A 19495-nucleotide genomic window follows, 5' to 3' on the forward strand; every position below is an offset into this window, starting at 1 on the left:
GGCCGATGCGGTGGATCAGAGCGCGCCCTTGGTCGACGGAATGGTGCCGGCAGCACGCGGGTCCAGCTCAACCGCCATGCGCAGTGCGCGGCCAAAGGCCTTGAACACGGTTTCGATCTGGTGATGCGCGTTGATGCCGCGCAGGTTGTCGATATGCAGCGTCACGCCGGCATGGTTGACGAACCCGCGGAAGAATTCGATGGACAGGTCCACGTCAAAGCTGCCGACGCGCGCCCGCGTGAACGGCACGTGGAACTCCAGGCCCGGACGGCCGGAGAAGTCGATCACCACGCGCGACAGGGCTTCGTCCAGCGGCACATAGCTATGGCCGTAGCGCACGATACCCTTCTTGTCGCCAACTGCCTTGGCGACGGCCTGGCCCAGCGTGATGCCGACGTCTTCCACGGTGTGGTGATCGTCGATATGGGTGTCGCCGGTGGCCGAAACGTCCAGATCGATCAAGCCATGGCGGGCGATCTGGTCGAGCATGTGGTCGAGGAAAGGGACGCCGGTGTTCAGCGTCTGCTTGCCCGTGCCGTCCAAATCAAGGGCGACACGGATCTGCGTTTCGGAGGTGTTGCGAGTGACCTCAACTCGGCGACCAGTGGGGCGGCTCATGGGGCTTCCTGCAGCGATGCGGCAAAGGCATCGATAAATTGCGCGTTTTCTTCGGGATGGCTGACCGTCACGCGCAGACAGTTGGCCAGCAACGGGTGCATTTTACTGACGTTTTTGATGAGAACCCGCCGTTTTAGCAGGCGATCGAACATTCCCGCTGCATCGGGTACGCGCACTAGGATGAAGTTGGCGGCGCTCGGGAAGACTTCAACACCCGGCAGCGCAGCCAGCGCATCGATCAGCTTGGTCCGCTCGGCACGCAGAGTCGCTGCCTGGGCATCGAGTACATCCACGTGATCGAGCACGAACTGGGCGGTGGCCTCGGTCAGCACATTGATGTTGTACGGCGGGCGCACCTTGTCGATCTCGGCGATCCACTTGGGGTGGCCGGCTACGTAGCCGAGGCGGATACCGGCCAGGCCCAGCTTGGAGACGGTGCGCATCACCAGCAGGTGGTCGAACTCCGGCAGGCGCGGCATCCAGCTGTGCTGCGCGAACGGCTGGTAGGCCTCGTCGACCACCACGAGGCTCTGGCACACCGCGCCCCGTGCGGCACGGATGATGGCATCCATGTCGGCGGCGTCGAACAGGTTGCCGGTGGGGTTGTTCGGATACGCCAGGTAGATGACGGCGGGCTGGTGCTCGGCCATGGCAGCCAGCATCGCCTCGCGGTCCAGCGTCAGGTCCGCCTTGAGCGGCACGCCGACGAACTTCAGCCCCAGCAACTGCGCCGACATCGCGTACATCACGAAGCCCGGCACCGGCGCCAGCACCGTCGCGCCAGACTTGGCGGCTGCGATGGCGATCAGGCTGATGATCTCGTCCGAACCGTTGCCCAGCAGCACTTCGGCACCGGCCGGCACGTGCATCACGCGTTTGAGCTGCGCCTTGAGTGCGTCGGCGGTCGGCACCGGGTAGCGGTTGAGCGCCACGTCGGCCAAGCGCTTGCCGAGGGCGTCGCGCAGCATGGCCGGCAGCGGGTACGGGTTCTCCATCGCGTCCAGCTTGACCATGCCGGTGGCGTCGGGCACGTGATACGCGCCCATGGCGCGAACGTCGTCGCGCACGATGCGGGCAAGCAGGTCGTCAAGCGAAGGCTGGGCTGGGGCGGCGGTCATTGTGATGCGGCAGGCGTTATTCGGACTTGGCGGACTTGGGCGTCAGGCGGTATTCGGCGCTGCGGGCGTGGGCTTGCAAGCCTTCGCCGTAGGCCAGCTCGGCGGCGATCTCGCCCAACATCTGCGCACCGGCCTCGCTCACCTCGATCAGGCTCGAACGCTTGATGAAGTCGTACACGCCCAGCGGCGACGAGAAACGCGCCGTGCGCGAGGTCGGCAGCACGTGGTTCGGGCCCGCGCAGTAGTCGCCCAGCGATTCGCTGGTGTACTTGCCGAGGAAGATCGCGCCGGCGTGGCGGATGCGCTCGGCCCATTGGCGCGGGTTCTCGGCGGAAATCTCCAGGTGCTCGGGCGCGATGTCGTTGGCGATCTCGCACGCCTCTTCCATGTCGCGCACCTTGACCAGCGCGCCACGGCCCGACAGCGACTCGGCGATCACGCTCCGGCGCGGCATCTCTTCAAGCTGGCGGTTGATGCTGGCTTCCACCTGCGCGATGAACTCAGCGTTCGGGCACAGCAGGATCGATTGGGCCAGCTCGTCGTGCTCGGCTTGCGAGAACAGGTCCATCGCCACCCAATCCGGATCGGTCGTGCCATCGCAGATGACGAGGATTTCCGACGGCCCCGCAATCATGTCGATGCCAACCGTGCCGAACACACGGCGCTTGGCAGCCGCCACATAGGCATTGCCCGGGCCGACGATCTTGTCGACGGCGGGGACGGTGTCGGTGCCATAGGCCAGCGCACCCACGGCCTGCGCGCCGCCGATGGTGAACACACGGTCCACCCCGGCGATGCAGGCCGCAGCCAGCACCAGTTCGTTGCGCACGCCGCCTGGCGTGGGCACCACCATGATGATTTCCTTGACGCCGGCCACGCGTGCCGGAATCGCGTTCATCAGCACGGACGACGGATACGCTGCCTTACCGCCCGGCACATAGATACCAACGCGATCCAGCGGCGTGACCTTCTGGCCGAGTACGGTGCCGTCGGCTTCTGCGTATTCCCAGCTGTGCGTGCCGCATTCGATCTTCTGCTTCTCGTGGTACGCACGCACACGGGCGGCGGCCGCTTCCAGGGCGGCGCGGCGCTTCGGCTCCAGGCCGTCGAGCGCGGCTTGCATCACGGTCGGCGACAGTTCCAGCGCAGCCACGCTTTCCGCTTCGATACGGTCAAAGCGTTGCGTAGCTTCCAGCACGGCGGCATCGCCGCGGGCTTTCACGTCAGCCAGGATCTGCGCGGCGGCGCGGTCGATGGCTTCGTCTTCGCTCGCCTCGAAGGCGAGCACTTGGCGCAGTTGCGCCGCGAATCCGGCGTCGGCCGAATCCAGCTTACGGAGAGTCAGGCTCATGCGGGTTCCCCAACGCGCTCGCTCTGGGCGGAGGCGCGCTCAAAAGCGTCGAGGATGGGCGCCAGCCGCTCGCGCTTCAGCTTCAGCGCAGCCTGGTTGACGACCAGTCGGGACGAGATCTGCACGATCTCCTCCACCTCGACGAGGTTGTTCGCGCGCAGCGTGCCGCCGGTGCTGACCAGGTCGACGATGGCGTCAGCCAGGCCCACCAGCGGGCCCAGCTCCATCGAGCCGTACAGCTTGATCAGGTCGACGTGCACGCCCTTCTTGGCGAAGTGCTCGCGCGCGGTATTCAGATACTTCGTCGCCACCGACAGGCGCGCGCCCTGGCGCACCGCGTTGGCGTAGTCGAAGCCCTTGGGCACCGCCACCGACATGCGGCAGCGGGCGATGTTCAGATCGATGGGCGCATACAAGCCCGCCATGCCGTGCTCCATCAGCACGTCGCGGCCGGCCACGCCGAAGTCCGCCGCGCCGTACTGCACATAGGTCGGCACGTCGGAAGCGCGCACGATGATCACGCGCAGCGCTGGGTCCGACGTCGGCAGGATCAGCTTGCGCGAGGTTTCCGGATCTTCGGTCACCTCGATGCCGGCGGCCTTCAGGAGCGGCAGCGTCTCTTCAAAGATGCGGCCCTTGGACAGCGCCAGCGTGAGCTGGTTGGAGGCGGACTGGAATGCGTTCATGGCCTGCAGGTTCCTTACCTTACGCTTGGATGCGGCGGATCTTGGCGCCGACAGCGGAGAGCTTGTCTTCGATGCGGTCGTAGCCGCGGTCGAGGTGATAGATGCGGTCAACCAGCGTTTCGCCCTGCGCGATCAGACCGGCGATGACGAGGCTGGCGGAGGCACGCAGATCGGTCGCCATGACGGTCGCGCCCGACAGTTGCTCGACGCCCGTCACCACCGCCGTCTTGCCGTCGATGACGATATTGGCGCCCAGCCGGTTGAGTTCCTGCACGTGCATGAAGCGGTTTTCGAAGATCGTCTCCGTCACCGTGGCAGAGCCTTCAGCGATGGCGTTGAGCATCATGAACTGCGCCTGCATATCGGTTGGGAACGCCGGGTATTCCGACGTACGGAAGCTCACGGCCTTCGGGCGGCCCGTCATCTGTACGCGAATCCAGTCGTCGCCCGTGGTGAGCGTCACGCCAGCTTCGCGCAGCTTGTCGAGCACCGCGTCGAGAATGCCCGGCGGCACGTCGCGCAGCGTCACGTCGCCGCCGGCCGCGGCCACGGCGCACAGGAACGTGCCGGCTTCGATGCGATCAGCAATCACCGTGTGCTCGGCGCCATGCAACGCTTCCACACCCTGGATCACCAGGCGGTCGGTGCCAATGCCCTCGATACGCGCGCCCATCTTCACGAGCAGATTGGCGAGGTCGGTCACTTCCGGCTCGCGTGCGGCGTTTTCCAGCACGGTCTCGCCGTCGGCCAGCGCGGCGGCCATCAGCAGGTTTTCGGTGCCGGTCACGGTCACCATGTCGGTGACGATGCGGGCGCCACGCAGGCGCTTGGCGCCTTCAGGCAGCTTGGCTTCGATGTAGCCGTGTTCAATGACGATCTCAGCACCCATCTGCTGCAGGCCCTTGATGTGCTGATCGACCGGACGCGCGCCGATGCCGCAACCGCCCGGCAGCGACACACGTGCGTGGCCGAAGCGCGCCAGCAACGGGCCCAGCACCAGAATCGACGCTCGCATGGTCTTCACCAGGTCGTACGACGCTTCCGGCGAGTCGATGGTGGCCGCATCAAGCGTCACGTCGTTGCCGTTCTGCGTGCCCTCCACGCCCATCTGGCGCAGCAGCTTGAGCATCGTGCGCACGTCCTGCAGGTTCGGCACGTTGCTCAGCGCCAGCGGCTCGGCCGTCAGCAGCGCAGCACACATGATGGGCAGCGCGGCGTTCTTGGCGCCAGACACGCGGATTTCGCCCGACAGCGGGCCGTTGCCTTCGATCAGCAGTTTGTCCATGAGCGAGACGTCTCGTCGAGCACGTTGGGTGGGGCGCTCAGCGAGCGCCAGGTCGGAATCGGGTTCAGCGGTAACAACAGTGGGATCAAGCTCGGCCATCAGGATTGCCACTCCGCCGGGGTGAGCGTCTTCATGGACAGCGCGTGGATCTCCGCGCGCATGCGATCACCCAATGCGGCATAGACGAGCTGGTGACGCTGGATCAACCGCTTGCCTTCAAACTGCGCGCTGACGATGGTGGCAAAAAAATGCTGGCCGTCGCCCTCGACTTCGAGGTGCTCGCACGGCAGGCCGGTTTCGATGTACTGCTTGACTTGTTCGGGTGTGGGCAACATGGCCGTCCCTTCTCCAAAAACGTTAGGGTGGTGCGTCGTGTTGGTTTTATGGACGCATCAATGGCGCAGCTTGTAGCCCGTGCGCAGCATCTGCAGGGCAATCCCCCCCACCACGACCAGCGCGATCAGCATCACGCCGAGGCTCGTCGCTACCGGCACATCGGACACGCCGAAGAAGCCGTAGCGGAAGCCGTCGATCATGTAGAAGAACGGGTTGGCGTGGGACACCGCCTGCCAGAACGGCGGCAGTGAATGAATCGAATAGAACACGCCCGCCAGGAAGGTGGCCGGCACGATCAGAAAGTTCTGGAACGCCGCGAGCTGGTCGAACTTCTCGGCCCAGATGCCGGCGATCAGCCCAAGCGTACCGAGCACAGCGGCGCCCAGCACGGCAAAGACGATGATCCACAGCGGCTGCGCGAAGTGCAGGTGCGCAAACAGCGTCGTCACGATCAGCACGCCCGTGCCCACGGCCAGGCCACGGATGACGGAGGCGCACACATACGCGCCAAACATCTCCCAGTGCGACAGCGGCGGCAGCATGATGAACACCAGATTGCCGGTGATCTTCGACTGGATGAGCGACGACGAACTGTTCGCAAACGCGTTCTGCAGCACGCTCATCATCACCAGGCCGGGCACCAGAAAAGCGGTGTAGCTGAGTTGATCGAACACCTTCACGCGATCTTCCAGCACGTGGCCAAAGATCAGCAGATACAGCAGCGCGGTCAGCACCGGCGCGGCCACGGTCTGGAAGCTGACCTTCCAGAAGCGCAGCACTTCCTTGTACAGCAGCGTGCGGAAGCCGACCCAGCGGCCGGGCAGCGTCTCAGGAATGGCGCTCATGCTGCAGGCTCCAGTGCGGTCTCAGGTGTTTGCGGCACAGCGGAGATACCGCCCTCGCGGCGCATGATCTGCACGAACACGTCTTCCAAGTCAGCCTTGGCGATTTCCATGTCGTCGATCTCGCACCCGGCTTGACGGCAAGTGGAGAGAATCTGTTCGACCTCGCCGTAGCCCGACAGGCGCAGGCGCACGCTGCGCTCACCGTGGTTGCCCGGCTGGCGCAGACCTTCCAGCGACGCCGGCAAGGTCCCGTTCGAGAAGCTCAGCACGAGTTGCAGCCCCGCAAATTGCGACAGCAGATTGGCTGTGCGATCCAGCGCCACCACCTCGCCAAACTTGAGCATGGCGATGCGGTCGCACAGGGATTCAGCTTCTTCCAGGTAGTGCGTGGTCAGCACGACGGTGTGGCCCTCGCGGTTCAGGCGCGAGATGAACTTCCACAGCGTCTGGCGCAGTTCGACGTCCACGCCGGCGGTCGGCTCGTCCAGCACGATCACCGGCGGGCGGTGTACCAACGCCTGCGCAACGAGCACGCGGCGCTTCATGCCGCCCGACAGCGCGCGCATGTTGGCGTCAGCCTTGTTTGTCAGGTCCAGGTTGGCCATGACCTCGTCGATCCAGTCGTCGTTCTTGGTCAGGCCGAAATAACCCGACTGCAGGCGCAGCGTTTCGCGCACCGTGAAGAACGGATCAAACACCAGTTCCTGCGGCACCACGCCGAGCTTGCGGCGCGCCGTGCGGTAGTCGGAAACGACGTCGTGGCCGAGCACGCGCACGCTGCCGGAATCGGCACGATTCAGGCCCGCGAGGATGGAGATCAGCGTGGTCTTGCCCGCGCCGTTGGGGCCCAACAGGCCGAAAAACTCGCCCTGCTCAACAGACAGGCTCACGCCCTTGAGCGCTTGCAACGACTTGTAGCGCTTGCGGACGTCAGCGATTTCGATGGCTTTCATGGCCGACAAAGTGAACTACTCTGCGCATCCCGCGGCTGTAGATCGACACGATCCTCACGGACGCAGACGTCGCACGTGGCGACGGCAGAGCGACAAACCCAGAATTATAGGGGAACTGCACCAACCGACGTCGGCACCGGCTTGCGGCGCCGTGCCAACGCCACTGTGAGCGCGGCATCGCGATGGTGGGGCAAACCGCCCCGCACCGGACGCCGCCTCAATGTCGTGCGTGATGGGGAGCTGCGGAAGACGCCGGCGCAATCGCCAGCAGAGATTCCACGCCGTAAAGCGTGGCAAGGTTGGACAGCGCCTGCGGGGCGCCTGCGATGTCAAGCGCGATGCCGGCCGTCTGCGCCGTGCGCTGCCAGGACAGCAGCACCGCCAGCGCGGAGGAATCGACCCGCGACAAGCCCGCGCAATCAACGCGCAGAGTAGCAACGCCCGCCCCACGCGCTTGGCTGAGCTGCGCCTCGCCCTCGCGCAGCACGCGCGGCGCTTCAAGCTGGGTCAGCGGGCCGGACAAGGTCAACATGGCGAAGAGTCGATGCGTCAGAAAAAGAAACAGCGGCCAGAGTCGACCGCTGTTTTGATTCTACCGGAAGGCCGCTTACTTTGCCGGACCCTTCTCGAGCTGCGCGTTGCGCTCGTTCAGGAAGCTGACCAAGCCGGCCACGCCGCCACGCTTGCTGATGACGTCAGCAAACTGGTTCTTGTACGTTTCCGACAGCCACAGGCCGCTGATGTTGATGTCGTACACCTTCCAGCCATTGCCCGTCTTTTCCATGCGATAGTCCAGCGCCACCGGCTCGCCGTTGTTGTTCACGGTCGAACGCACCACCACATCGGTGTCATCGGCTGCGGCACGGAACGGCTTGTACGACACGGTCTGGTTCTTCACGTTCGACAGCGCGCCGGCGTAGGTGCGGACCAACAGCGTCTTGAAACCGTCTTGAATCTGCTGTTGCTGCTCGGGCGTCGCTTGGCTCCAGAAGCGCCCCATGGCGATCTGCGTGGTGCGCTTGAAATCGGCACGCGGCACGATCTTCTGGTCGACCAGTTGGTACACCTTGGTCATATTGCCGCCGCGCAGTTCGGGATCACCCTTGATGGTGGTGAGCACATCGTCCACGGCCGCCTTCACGGTCGATTGCGCATCAGCCTCTTGGGCCTGGACCGGAGCCGCCGCTACAGCGGCAGTCAGCGCCAGGCCAGCAAACACGGAACGGAAAACATTCTTCAACATATCGCGTCCTTCTTATGTGGTTCTTGGTTCGCATACGGCTGAGCCGCTGCGATGATTGGGTGGCTGTTAGAACGGGGCATCCGCGCGCAAGTTCGCGAATCAGGGCCCCGTTTTACGCCTTGTCACCGTTGAGGCAACGTTGTTACGAATGGCCCATCAGCGGCGGAACACCGGCCAATTGGGCGTAAAGCGGTGGTACGGCGAGACCGTCGCGTCACCCGTATCCTGGGAGGATTTACCGTCCTGGTCTTCCGGCAGGTTGCCGTCATAGATCAGATAGCGGCGACGCTGGAGATAAGCATCACGCATGAAGGTGTACTTATCGACAGCGGCTTGCTCGAACACATTGCTGGCGCCGAGCAGGTTCGCACGCACGTCCACCACCCGCAGAGCGGCCAGCGAATACGTGATCGCGCTGTCGTTGAAATACGTGAGCGGATCCATCTGCCAGTCGACCAGGAAGCCCGCGGTATCACGCACCGTGCTCGGGCCCAGCAGCGGCCATACGATGTACGGGCCAGCCGGCACGCCCCACACGCCCAGCGTCTGGCCGAAATCTTCCTTGTGCTTGGGCAGGCCAGCGTCTGAAGCGATGTCGATCAGGCCACCCAGGCCCAGCACGGTGTTGATGGCCACCCGCATGGTGTCTTCCAGCGCGGCGGTGCCCTTCAGTTGCAGCAGGTTGTTGACGGCCGAATAGACATCGCCCGCGTTGGAGAAGAAGTTCGACACGGCCGTACGCGCCGGCGACGGCACGACGTCAACATAGGTTTGCGCAACCGGCTTCAGCACGCCCTTGTCGAGGTCTTCATTGATGCGGAAAACTTCGCGGTTGAACGGCTCGATCGGATCGGCCGGATTGGCATTCGGCCCCGCGGCGCAACCTGCCAGTAACGAGGCGCCCGCAGCCACGGCCAGTGCTAAGCCGCGCAGCGTTCGGATGGATGTTGTTGTTTTCATGGTTTATTGACTCCCACTGCCCCCAGCGGGCTTGGCGCCGCCGGCACTGCCGCCATTGCTGCTGCCCGCGCCGGCATCGGCCGCCTTGCTGTAGAGGAACTGGCTGATCAGGTTCTCCAGCACCACTGCCGACTGCGTCATGGTGATCTTGCTGCCGCCGGCCAGCATGGCCGAATCGCCACCCGGCTCCAGGCCAACGTACTGCTCGCCCAGCAGACCCGAGGTCAGGATCTTGGCCGAGCTGTCTTTCGGAAACTGGTAGCGCTGATCCATGTCGAGCACGACGGTCGCCTGGTAGGTCTTGTCGTCGAACAGGATCTGCGACACGCGCCCCACCACCACGCCGGCACTCTTGACCGGCGCACGCACCTTCAGGCCGCCGATGTTGTCGAAGGCGGCCTTCACCTGGTAGCTCTTGGCAAACGAGAACGCGCTCATGTTGCCGGCCTTGAGCGCCAGGAACAGCAACGCCACGATGCCCACCAGCACGAACAGTCCGACCCAGAAATCGAGGAGGCTCTTACGCATGATCTTTTCTCTTTGAACGACAGCCAGAGGGATGATGTTTAGCTGAACATCAACGCCGTCAGCACAAAATCCAGCGCCAGCACGGCCAGCGACGCAATCACCACCGTGCGCGTGGTGGCGCGCGACACGCCCTCGGGCGTCGCCTTGGCCTCATAGCCCTGGAACAGCGCGATGAAGGTCACGGCCACGCCAAACACCACACTCTTGATGACGCCGTTGACGACGTCGTCCATCACGTCCACGCCGGCCTGCATCTGCGACCAGAACGCGCCGGGGTCCACCCCGATCAGGCCAACACCGACGAAGTATCCGCCCAGAATACCGACGGCGCTGAAGATGGCGGCCAGCAACGGCATGGCGATCAAGCCCGCCCAGAAACGCGGTGCCAGCACGCGGGCCAGCGGGTCGACCGCCATCATTTCCATGGCGATCAATTGTTCGCCGGCCTTCATTAGGCCAATCTCGGCCGTGAGCGACGTGCCGGCTCGGCCGGCGAACAGCAACGCGGTCACCACCGGCCCCAGTTCACGCACCAGCGACAGCGCTACCAGCAGGCCCAGCGCCTGCTCCGAACCATAGCGATTGAGCGTGTAGTAGCCCTGCAGGCCCAGCACGAAGCCAACGAACAGCCCCGACACCGCGATGATGATGAACGAATCGTTGCCGATGAACCGCAGTTGCTCAATCACCAGGCGCGGACGGCGCAGCACATCGCCCGAGGCCGCAAACAGCGTGGCCAGCATGCGCGCGCCATAGCCAAGGCGGCCAATGAGCGAGCGCACCAGGGAGCCGATCGTCGAGATCATTGCGCGCCCCCGTTCTTGCCCAAGCCGAAATCATCCGTCAGCGATGCGCCCGGATAGTGGAAGGGCACGGGGCCGTCCGCCTCGCCGTGCACGAACTGGCGCACGAACGGGTCGGTGGAGGCCATCAGGTCTGCCGGTGCGCCCTCAGCGGCGATGCCACCGTTGGCGATGAAGTAGACGTAATCCGCAATGTGGAACGTTTCCTGCACATCGTGCGAGACGATGATGCTGGTCGCGCCCAGCGCGTCGTTCAGTTTGCGGATAAGCGAGGCGGTCAGGCCCAGCGAGATCGGGTCGAGCCCGGCGAACGGCTCGTCGTAGAGAATGAGCGACGGGTCCAGCGCAATGGCACGTGCCAGCGCCACGCGCCGGGCCATGCCGCCGGAAATCTGCGACGGCATGAGATCCCGTGCACCGCGCAAACCGACGGCGTTGAGCTTCATCAGCACCAAGTCGCGGATCAGCGGCTCGGGCAGCTCGGTATGTTCACGCAGCGGGAATGCGACGTTGTCGAACACGGACATGTCGGTGAACAGCGCGCCGAACTGGAACAACATGCCCATCTGGCGACGCGCCGCGTACAACGCGGGCTTGTCCATGGCGCCGATATCCTGGCCCAGCACGCGAACCGTACCTGCGGCGGCACCGACCTGCCCGCCAATCAGGCGCAGGATCGTCGTCTTGCCGCAGCCCGAACCGCCCATGACGGCCACCACGCTGCCCTTGGGCACGCGCATGCACAGGCCGGACAGAATCCGCCGTTCACCCGGCTGGTAGGCGAAATCGACCTGGTCGAGCTCGACAACGGCAGTGGAAGGCTGGGTGGACACGGTGGCGTTTGGGTACGGGAAGCTCGGTTATCTCACGGCGGGATGCGTGCCGCGTCTTATTGTGTTCGCTAGTCGTACCGATTTGGTACGGGCCGCCATTATAGGTGGAAACCCGCGTAGCCCGTCAGTCACGCCATGCTTACCTACAGTTTGTGTGGCTGAAGCGCTGCGCAGCGGGTGTTCACGCCTTGCGAACCGCTGAAAAGCCTGCACAAGTGCGGTCGATATCGACCTATTCGCCGCGGCTCAGGCGCAGATCGGCCTGGTGGACCAGCGTCTGCCAATGGTTGGCATCTCGGCGGATGGCCTGGGCGAAGGTCTCGGGGGCATCCCACTCCGGCTCGAAGCCACCGGCGCGCAAAGTGGCGCGGACATCGCTTGCGGTTAACGCGCGCCTCAACTCGCTCGCCGCGCGGATCGACAGGACCTTCGGCGTGCGTGCCGGCATGAACACCCCCACCCAAGCGCTGCGGTCGAACCCCACCAGCCCGGCTTCGCGCAAGGTGGGGACATCCGGCGCGAAAGGAGAACGCGCAGCGCCGGTCACGCCCAGCAAGCGCAACTGCCCGCCCGCCACGCCCATCGCCAAGCTCGGATAGCTGGCAAAGCACGCCGTCATGCGCCCGGCCAACACCTGTTGTACGACCCCGGCTTCGCCCTTGAGCGAAACATGCGGCGCGTGGATCGCGTAGTCGCGGACGAACTGCTCGGCGACGAGGTGCGACCACGAGCCCAACGCCTCCGAACCGCAATTGACGCTGACCGATTCCGCGCGCGCCAGGGCGACCAGATCGGTGACGGAGCCAATCGGCAGGCGGGCGTCGACGGCCAGAAAAAGCGGCAGCGTCGCCACCATGGCGACGGGCAGGAAGTCGCGCAACGGGTCGTAGGGCGCGGGCTCCAGCGCGGGCTGTGTGACGAACGTGGTTTGGTGGAGCAACCAGGTGTGACCATCGGATGCGGCGCGCGCGACCGATTCGCCGGCCGCCATGCCATTGGCGGCGGGGCGATCCTCGACATTGGCTGGGCGGCCGAGTTGCTGCTGCAGCTGCACGGCTAGCGCCCGGGCCAGGGCATCAAATACGCTGCCTTCTGCGGCCGGCACGACAAGGCGCAGCGGTTGCGACGCATAGCCCAGCAGCTCGGCGCGGGCCGGCAGCGCCAATGCGACCGGCAACGCTGCGAGCCACCCTATGGTGCGGCGTCGGCGCATGTCCGGCGCGCCGGGAACATCTGCGGGCACATTGCTGGCGCAGGCTTGCATGGGGGTGGGGGGTCTCAGGGAAATCTCATTCTAGAAATCTGCCCATCCGCCCTGCACCCATGTAAACCATGTCGATGTAAACCATGAAGCGACGGCCGCCCCAAAGAAAAAGGCCCGCCGAAGCGAGCCCTGGGTCAGACAGTCAACCGCGTGGTCAGCGCGGCAGTTCCGTATGGCCCATGAGGAATGCGTCCACCGAGCGGGCAGCTTGGCGGCCTTCGCGGATGGCCCACACGACCAGCGACTGGCCCCGGCGCACGTCACCGGCGGCAAACACCTTCGGCACGTTGGTGGCGTAGGCGTTGTCGCCCTCGGTGGAGGCGCGTGCGTTGTTGCGAGCATCCTTGGTCACGCCAAAGGCATCCAGCACGCCACCGACCGGGTTGGTAAAGCCCATCGCCAGCAGCACGAGATCGGCCTTGAGCGTGAACTCGCTGCCTTCGACTTCGCTCATCTTGCCGTCCTTCCATTCCAGGCGGACAGCCTTGAGGCCCGTCACACGGCCGTTCTCGCCGATGAGTTCCTTGGTGGCAACCGACCAGTCGCGCTCGCAGCCTTCGTCATGTGACGACGACGTGCGTAGCTTGATCGGCCAGTACGGCCACACCAGCGGCTTGTTCTCTTCTTCGGGCGGACGCGGCAGCAACTCGAACTGCGTGACCGATGCTGCGCCATGGCGGTTGGACGTGCCCACGCAGTCCGAACCCGTGTCGCCGCCACCGATCACGATGACATGCTTGCCGTCTGCGCGGATCGGGTTCGGCGCGTCGCCGGCCACTTCCTTGTTCTGCGGGATCAGGAATTCGAGCGCGTAGTGCACGCCGTCCAAGTCGCGGCCCGGCACCGGCAGATCGCGCGGCACTTCCGAACCGCCCGTCAGCACGACGGCGTCGAACTGCTTGAGGATGTCGTCGGCAGCGATGGTTTCGCGTGCGTCGTTGACGATACCGGTCGGCACGGTCTTGTCGCCCACCATCACGCCAGTGCGGAAGGTCACGCCTTCGGCTTCCATCTGCTGCATGCGGCGGTCGATCTGCGCCTTTTCCAGCTTGAAGTCAGGGATGCCATAGCGCAGCAGGCCGCCGATACGGTCGTTCTTTTCGAACAGCGTCACATCGTGACCGGCGCGTGCCAGTTGCTGCGCAGCGGCCATGCCAGCGGGGCCCGAGCCAACCACGGCCACGGTCTTGCCGGTCTTGTGCTTCGGCACTTGCGGTGCGACCCAGCCCTCTTCCCAGGCCTTGTCGATGATGGCGTGCTCGATCGACTTGATGCCGACCGGCAGTTCATTGATGCCCAACGTGCAGGCCGCTTCGCACGGTGCCGGGCAGATGCGGCCCGTGAACTCGGGGAAGTTGTTGGTCGAGTGCAGCACCTCGATCGCGGTCTTCCAGTCCTGGCGATACACCAGGTCATTGAAGTCCGGGATGATGTTGTTGACGGGGCAGCCGTTGTTGCAGAACGGAATGCCGCAGTCCATGCAGCGTGCGCCCTGGATCTTGGCTTCGTTGTCCGCCAGTGCGAACACGAACTCCTTGTAATGCTTCACGCGCGCTTCGGGCGCTTCGTATCCCTCGTTCTGGCGGGGAAATTCGAGAAAACCGGTCGCCTTGCCCATGGTGTCCTTCCTGTCTCGACCTTGCCGGCACAGCCGTGCTGTTCAGGCGGTCGAGCCTGTCTTGTGAGGTTGCGTTTGTTCAGTGATGGCGGGCGATGGGTCTTGTGAGATCACCACCCGCCAGGTCGCTTGGAATCAGGCGGCGATTTGTTCGCGGCCGGCTTCCTGTTCGCGCTCGTACATCTCGGTCAGCGCGCGCTTGTACTCGGTCGGGAAGACCTTGACGAAGCGGCGGCGTGCGTTGCTCCAGTCGGCCAGCAGTTCCTTGGCGCGCTCGGAGCCGGTGTAGCGGAAGTGCTTTTCCACCAGCGCCTTGAGCAGTTGCTCGTCGAGCACGCGTTCGCCATCGACCTTGTGCCAGGTCGCCTGCGTATGCGCCTTCTCCTGGTCTGCCGCCGACAGCACGGATTCCAGCGCGACCTGCGCCGTGTTGCAGCGCTTGTCGAACAGGCCGTCTTCGTCATAGACGTAGGCCACGCCGCCCGACATACCTGCCGCAAAGTTACGGCCGGTGGCGCCCAGCACGACGACGGTGCCGCCGGTCATGTATTCGCAGCCGTGGTCGCCCGTACCTTCCACCACCGTGGTGGCGCCGGAGTTACGCACCGCGAAGCGCTCGCCGGCCACGCCGTTGAAGAACGCCTCACCGGCCAGCGCGCCGTACAGCACGGTGTTGCCAACGATGATGTTGTTGGTCGGCTCGCCGCGGAACTCATGCGGCGGGCGCACGATCACGCGGCCGCCCGACAGGCCCTTGCCCACGTAGTCGTTGCCGTCGCCCACCAGATCCAGCGTCACGCCGTGCGCCAGGAACGCCGCGAACGACTGACCGGCCGTACCTTGCATCTGCACGTGGATCGAATCATCCGGCAGACCTTCGTGGCCGTAGCGCTTGGCCACTTCGCCCGAGAGCATCGCACCCACGGTACGGTTGACGTTGCGCACCGGCTGGATGAACGACACGCGTTCGCCCTTCTCGATCGCGGCCTTGGCCTTCTCGATCAGCTGGTGATCCAGCGCGCGGTCCAGGCCGTGGTCTTGCACGTCGACCTGGTAGCACGGCTCGCCTTCCTTCTTGGCGGGTTGATAGAAGATGCGCGCGAAGTCCAGACCGCGTGCCTTCCAGTGTTCGATACCGGCCTTGGTGTCCAGCAGATCCGCGCGGCCGATCAGCTCGTTGAACGAGCGGATACCCAGTTGCGCCATGATTTCGCGCACTTCCTCGGCCACGAAGAAGAAGTAGTTCACCACGTGCTCGGGCTTGCCTGAGAACTTCTTGCGCAGCACCGGATCCTGCGTCGCCACGCCCACCGGGCAGGTGTTCAGGTGGCACTTGCGCATCATGATGCAGCCCTCGACCACCAGCGGTGCGGTGGCAAAGCCGAATTCATCGGCGCCCAGCAGCGCGCCGATCACGACGTCGCGGCCGGTCTTCATCTGACCGTCAGCCTGTACGCGAATGCGGTTGCGCAGGCCGTTGAGCATCAGCGTCTGCTGCGTCTCAGCCAGGCCCAGTTCCCACGGCGTACCAGCATGCTTGATCGACGACCACGGCGAAGCGCCCGTGCCGCCGTCATGACCGGCGATCACCACGTGATCGGCCTTGGCCTTGGCGACACCTGCGGCCACCGTGCCCACGCCCACTTCCGACACCAGCTTGACCGACACGTCCGAACGCGGGTTCACGTTCTTCAGGTCGTGGATCAGCTGCGCCAGATCTTCGATCGAGTAGATGTCGTGGTGCGGCGGCGGCGAGATCAGGCCCACGCCCGGCACCGCGTAACGCAGCTTGCCGATGTAGTCCGTGACCTTGTGACCAGGCAGTTGACCGCCTTCGCCAGGCTTGGCGCCCTGGGCCATTTTGATCTGGATCTGATCTGCTGAAGCCAGGTACTCAGCCGTCACGCCAAAGCGGCCCGACGCCACCTGCTTGATCTTCGAGCGCAGCGAATCGCCCTCTTGCAGTTCCAGATCGCGCTCGACCACTTCGCGGCCGATCACGTCCGACAGCTTGGTGCCCTGCTTGATGGGAATGCCGCGCAGTTCGTTGCGATAGCGGCGTTCGTCTTCACCGCCCTCGCCCGTGTTCGACTTGCCGCCAATGCGGTTCATCGCCACAGCCAGCGTGGTATGCGCTTCGGTCGAAATCGAGCCCAGCGACATGGCGCCAGTCGCAAAACGCTTGACGATCTCCTTGGCCGATTCCACTTCTTCCAGCGGAATCGCGCGTGCCGGGTCCACCTTGAATTCGAACAGACCGCGCAGCGTCATGTGGCGCTTGCTCTGGTCGTTGATCAGGTTCGCGTATTCCTTGTACGTCTGGTACGAATTCGCGCGCGTGGCGTGCTGCAGCTTGGCGATCGAATCCGGGGTCCACATGTGCTCTTCGCCGCGGACGCGGTAGGCGTATTCACCGCCAGCGTCCAGCATGTTGGCCAGCACCGGTGCATCGCCAAAGGCGTCGCGGTGCAGGCGCAGCGCTTCTTCTGCCACTTCGAAGATGCCGATGCCGCCCACGTTCGATGCGGTGCCGTGGAAGTACTTGTCCACCAGCTCGCGCGACAGGCCGATCGCTTCGAAAATCTGCGCGCCGGTGTACGACATGTACGTCGAGATGCCCATCTTGGACATCACCTTGTGCAGGCCCTTGCCGATCGCCTTGGTGAAGTTGTAGACGGCCTTGTCTGCCGTCACGCCCAGGCTCGGAGCCAGCTCGGCCAGCGTTTCCATCGCCAGGTACGGGTGCACGGCTTCCGCGCCGTAGCCCGCCAGCAGCGCGAAATGGTGCACTTCACGCGCCGAACCCGTTTCGACCACCAGACCGGTGCTCGTGCGCAGGCCCGCATCCACCAGGTGATGGTGGATAGCGGACGTGGCCAGCAGTGCCGGAATGGCGGCTTGCTTTTCGTCGACCGCGCGGTCCGACACGATCAGGATGTTGTAGCCCGACTTGACCGCATCGACAGCCTCGGCGCACAGCGAGGCCAGGCGTGCTTCGATGCCCTCCTTGCCCCAGGCCACCGGGTAGCAGATGTTCAGCTCGTAAGCCATGAACTTGCCGCCGGTGTAGTGCTCGATGTTGCGGATCTTCGCCATGTCCTTGAAGTCCAGCACGGGCTGGCTCACTTCAAGACGCATCGGCGGGTTGATGTTGTTCAGCTCGAGCAGGTTCGGCTTCGGCCCAATGAACGAGACGAGCGACATCACCACGTTTTCGCGGATCGGGTCGATCGGCGGGTTCGTGACCTGCGCGAACAGCTGCTTGAAGTAGTTGTACAGCGTCTTGTTCTTGCTCGACAGCACGGCCAATGGGCTGTCGTTGCCCATGGAGCCGGCGGCTTCTTCACCGTTGGCGGCCATCGGCGCCATCAGGAACTTGACGTCTTCCTGCGTGTAGCCGAACGACTGTTGACGGTCGAGCAGCTTGGCGGCCGGCTTGGTTTCGGCGGCCACGTCTTCCGGCTTGGCTTCCAGCTCGTCGAGCTTGATGCGCACGGCGTCGATCCAGCTCTTGTACGGCTTGGCGTTGGCCAGGTTGTCCTTGAGCTCCTTGTCGTCGATGATGCGGCCCTGCTCCATGTCGATCAGGAACATCTTGCCCGGCTGCAGGCGCCACTTCTTGACGATGCGCGACTCGGGAATCGGCAGCACGCCGGCTTCCGAAGCCATCACGACCATATCGTCGTCGGTCACGTAGTAACGCGCCGGGCGCAGGCCGTTACGGTCGAGCGTCGCGCCGATCTGGCGGCCGTCGGTGAAGCAGATGGCGGCGGGGCCGTCCCACGGCTCCATCATTGCGGCGTGGTATTCGTAGAAAGCGCGGCGGTTGTCGTCCATCAGCGTGTGCTGTTCCCACGCCTCCGGAATCATCATCATCATCGCCTGTGCCAGCGGATAGCCGGCCATCGTCAGCAGTTCGAGGCAGTTGTCGAACGATGCCGTATCCGATTGGCCCGGATAGATCAGCGGCCAGAGCTTGGGCAGATCCGCACCCAGCACCGGCGACGAGATGCCGCCCGTACGCGCGTTGATCCAGTTGACGTTGCCCTTAACGGTGTTGATTTCGCCGTTGTGCGCGACCATGCGGTACGGGTGCGCCAGTTCCCAGGCCGGGAACGTGTTGGTCGAGAAACGCTGGTGCACCAGCGCCAGTGCCGACACCGTGCGCGGGTCAGCCAGATCCTGGTAGTAGCGGCCCACCTGTTCGCACAGCAGCAGGCCCTTGTAGACGATCGTGCGCGCCGACATCGACGGCACGAAGTATTCCTTGCCGTGCTTGAGCTTGAGCGCCTGAATCGCGTGGCTGGCGGTCTTGCGGATCACATACAGCTTCCGCTCCAGGGCGTCGGTGGTCATGATGTCGCGGCCGCGCCCGATGAAGATCTGGCGGATCACTGGCTCGGTCTTCTGCACCGTGGGCGACATCGGCATGGTCTTGTCGACCGGGACGTCACGCCAGCCCAGCACGACCTGGCCTTCCAGGCGCACGGTGCGCTCCAGTTCCTGTTCGCAAGCCAGGCGCGAGGCGTGTTCCTTCGGCAGGAAGATCATGCCGACGCCGTATTCGCCGGCCGGCGGCAGGTTGATGCCCTGCTTGGCCATCTCTTCACGGAAGAACTGATCGGGAATCTGCAGCAGGATGCCCGCGCCGTCGCCCATCAGCGGGTCGGCGCCGACGGCGCCCCGGTGGTCGAGGTTGTGCAGGATGCGCAAGCCTTGCTGGACGATCTCGTGGCTCTTCTTGCCCTTGATGTGGGCGACGAAGCCGACGCCGCAAGCGTCGTGTTCATTGGTCGGGTCGTACAGACCCTGGGCCGACGGCGCCGACGGCTGAGTGGGGAAAGAGTGTTGTTCCACGGCGATCTTCCGATGTTGTCGGTACTGCGCGCCGTAGAAAGCCCCTCGCGTGGTGCGGAATGCGGGCAAAACGACCAATGGCGCGCCGCACCATGAATGCGGGGTGAAACGAATATAAAAGAGCGTCCCGTAACACGCAAAAGGTTTTAAATGGGGTCGGATTCAATTAATAAATGCACGCTTGTAGTGCGGGTTTA

17 protein-coding genes are annotated in these 19495 nt (G+C 64.4%); all 17 read right to left on the reverse strand.

Translation table 11 applies throughout. The annotated features are described in order from the left end of the window. Positions 1-15 precede the first annotated feature (15 nt). Positions 16-618, reverse strand: coding sequence for an imidazoleglycerol-phosphate dehydratase HisB (hisB, locus tag ACN9M1_RS14335; protein WP_426395379.1), 603 nt, complete (start codon positions 616-618; stop codon positions 16-18). After that, positions 615-1736 carry a histidinol-phosphate transaminase gene (gene hisC, locus ACN9M1_RS14340; RefSeq protein WP_426395381.1) on the reverse strand — a complete coding sequence of 374 codons (1122 nt, stop codon included), beginning with the start codon at positions 1734-1736 and terminating at the stop codon, positions 615-617. Before hisC ends, hisB begins: the two co-directional genes overlap by 4 nt. A gap of 16 nt (positions 1737-1752) precedes the next feature. Further along, positions 1753-3087, reverse strand: coding sequence for a histidinol dehydrogenase (gene hisD / locus ACN9M1_RS14345; RefSeq protein ID WP_426395383.1), 1335 nt, complete (start codon positions 3085-3087; stop codon positions 1753-1755). After that, positions 3084-3773, reverse strand: coding sequence for an ATP phosphoribosyltransferase (gene hisG, locus ACN9M1_RS14350; RefSeq protein ID WP_316895411.1), 690 nt, complete (start codon positions 3771-3773; stop codon positions 3084-3086). Before hisG ends, hisD begins: the two co-directional genes overlap by 4 nt. 19 nt (positions 3774-3792) lie before the next feature. Then, a complete protein-coding gene (gene murA / locus ACN9M1_RS14355; protein ID WP_426398874.1) occupies positions 3793-5058 on the reverse strand; it encodes a UDP-N-acetylglucosamine 1-carboxyvinyltransferase in 1266 nt (421 codons plus the stop codon). Positions 5059-5156: 98 nt separating this feature from the next. After that, a complete protein-coding gene (locus ACN9M1_RS14360; protein WP_199030423.1) occupies positions 5157-5393 on the reverse strand; it encodes a BolA family protein in 237 nt (78 codons plus the stop codon). A gap of 57 nt (positions 5394-5450) precedes the next feature. Further along, on the reverse strand, positions 5451-6239 hold the full coding sequence (locus ACN9M1_RS14365) for an ABC transporter permease (protein ID WP_426395385.1): 789 nt from the start codon (positions 6237-6239) through the stop codon (positions 5451-5453). Further along, positions 6236-7192: an ABC transporter ATP-binding protein gene (locus tag ACN9M1_RS14370; protein WP_048935321.1), complete on the reverse strand. Its 957-nt coding sequence runs from the start codon at positions 7190-7192 to the stop codon at positions 6236-6238. The genes ACN9M1_RS14365 and ACN9M1_RS14370 overlap by 4 nt, the downstream gene beginning before the upstream one ends. A 217-nt stretch (positions 7193-7409) precedes the next feature. Next, positions 7410-7724, reverse strand: coding sequence for an STAS domain-containing protein (locus ACN9M1_RS14375; protein WP_426395387.1), 315 nt, complete (start codon positions 7722-7724; stop codon positions 7410-7412). Positions 7725-7799: 75 nt separating this feature from the next. Beyond that, the gene (locus ACN9M1_RS14380; protein WP_426395389.1) at positions 7800-8435 is read right to left on the reverse strand and encodes an MlaC/ttg2D family ABC transporter substrate-binding protein; all 636 of its coding nucleotides are present in this window, start codon (positions 8433-8435) and stop codon (positions 7800-7802) included. A 156-nt stretch (positions 8436-8591) separates the two neighbouring features. After that, the gene (locus tag ACN9M1_RS14385; protein ID WP_426395390.1) at positions 8592-9395 is read right to left on the reverse strand and encodes an MlaA family lipoprotein; all 804 of its coding nucleotides are present in this window, start codon (positions 9393-9395) and stop codon (positions 8592-8594) included. Between the two features lie 3 nt (positions 9396-9398). Further along, positions 9399-9923: an outer membrane lipid asymmetry maintenance protein MlaD gene (mlaD, locus tag ACN9M1_RS14390; protein WP_426395392.1), complete on the reverse strand. Its 525-nt coding sequence runs from the start codon at positions 9921-9923 to the stop codon at positions 9399-9401. 38 nt (positions 9924-9961) lie between these two features. Next, positions 9962-10729 (reverse strand): lipid asymmetry maintenance ABC transporter permease subunit MlaE, encoded by a 768-nt coding sequence (mlaE, locus tag ACN9M1_RS14395; protein ID WP_366172784.1) that lies wholly within the window; start codon positions 10727-10729, stop codon positions 9962-9964. Then, positions 10726-11559, reverse strand: coding sequence for an ABC transporter ATP-binding protein (locus ACN9M1_RS14400; RefSeq protein WP_426395393.1), 834 nt, complete (start codon positions 11557-11559; stop codon positions 10726-10728). The genes mlaE and ACN9M1_RS14400 overlap by 4 nt, the downstream gene beginning before the upstream one ends. A gap of 232 nt (positions 11560-11791) precedes the next feature. After that, positions 11792-12772 (reverse strand): tripartite tricarboxylate transporter substrate binding protein, encoded by a 981-nt coding sequence (locus ACN9M1_RS14405; RefSeq protein WP_426395395.1) that lies wholly within the window; start codon positions 12770-12772, stop codon positions 11792-11794. 205 nt (positions 12773-12977) lie between these two features. Continuing rightward, complete coding sequence (locus ACN9M1_RS14410) at positions 12978-14441, reverse strand: glutamate synthase subunit beta (RefSeq protein ID WP_426395397.1); 1464 nt, start codon at positions 14439-14441, stop codon at positions 12978-12980. Positions 14442-14576: 135 nt separating this feature from the next. After that, positions 14577-19298 (reverse strand): glutamate synthase-related protein, encoded by a 4722-nt coding sequence (locus ACN9M1_RS14415; protein WP_426395399.1) that lies wholly within the window; start codon positions 19296-19298, stop codon positions 14577-14579. Positions 19299-19495 lie beyond the last annotated feature (197 nt).

Source organism: Ralstonia sp. R-29, assembly GCF_049913345.1.
Classification (GTDB): Bacteria; Pseudomonadota; Gammaproteobacteria; order Burkholderiales; family Burkholderiaceae; genus Ralstonia.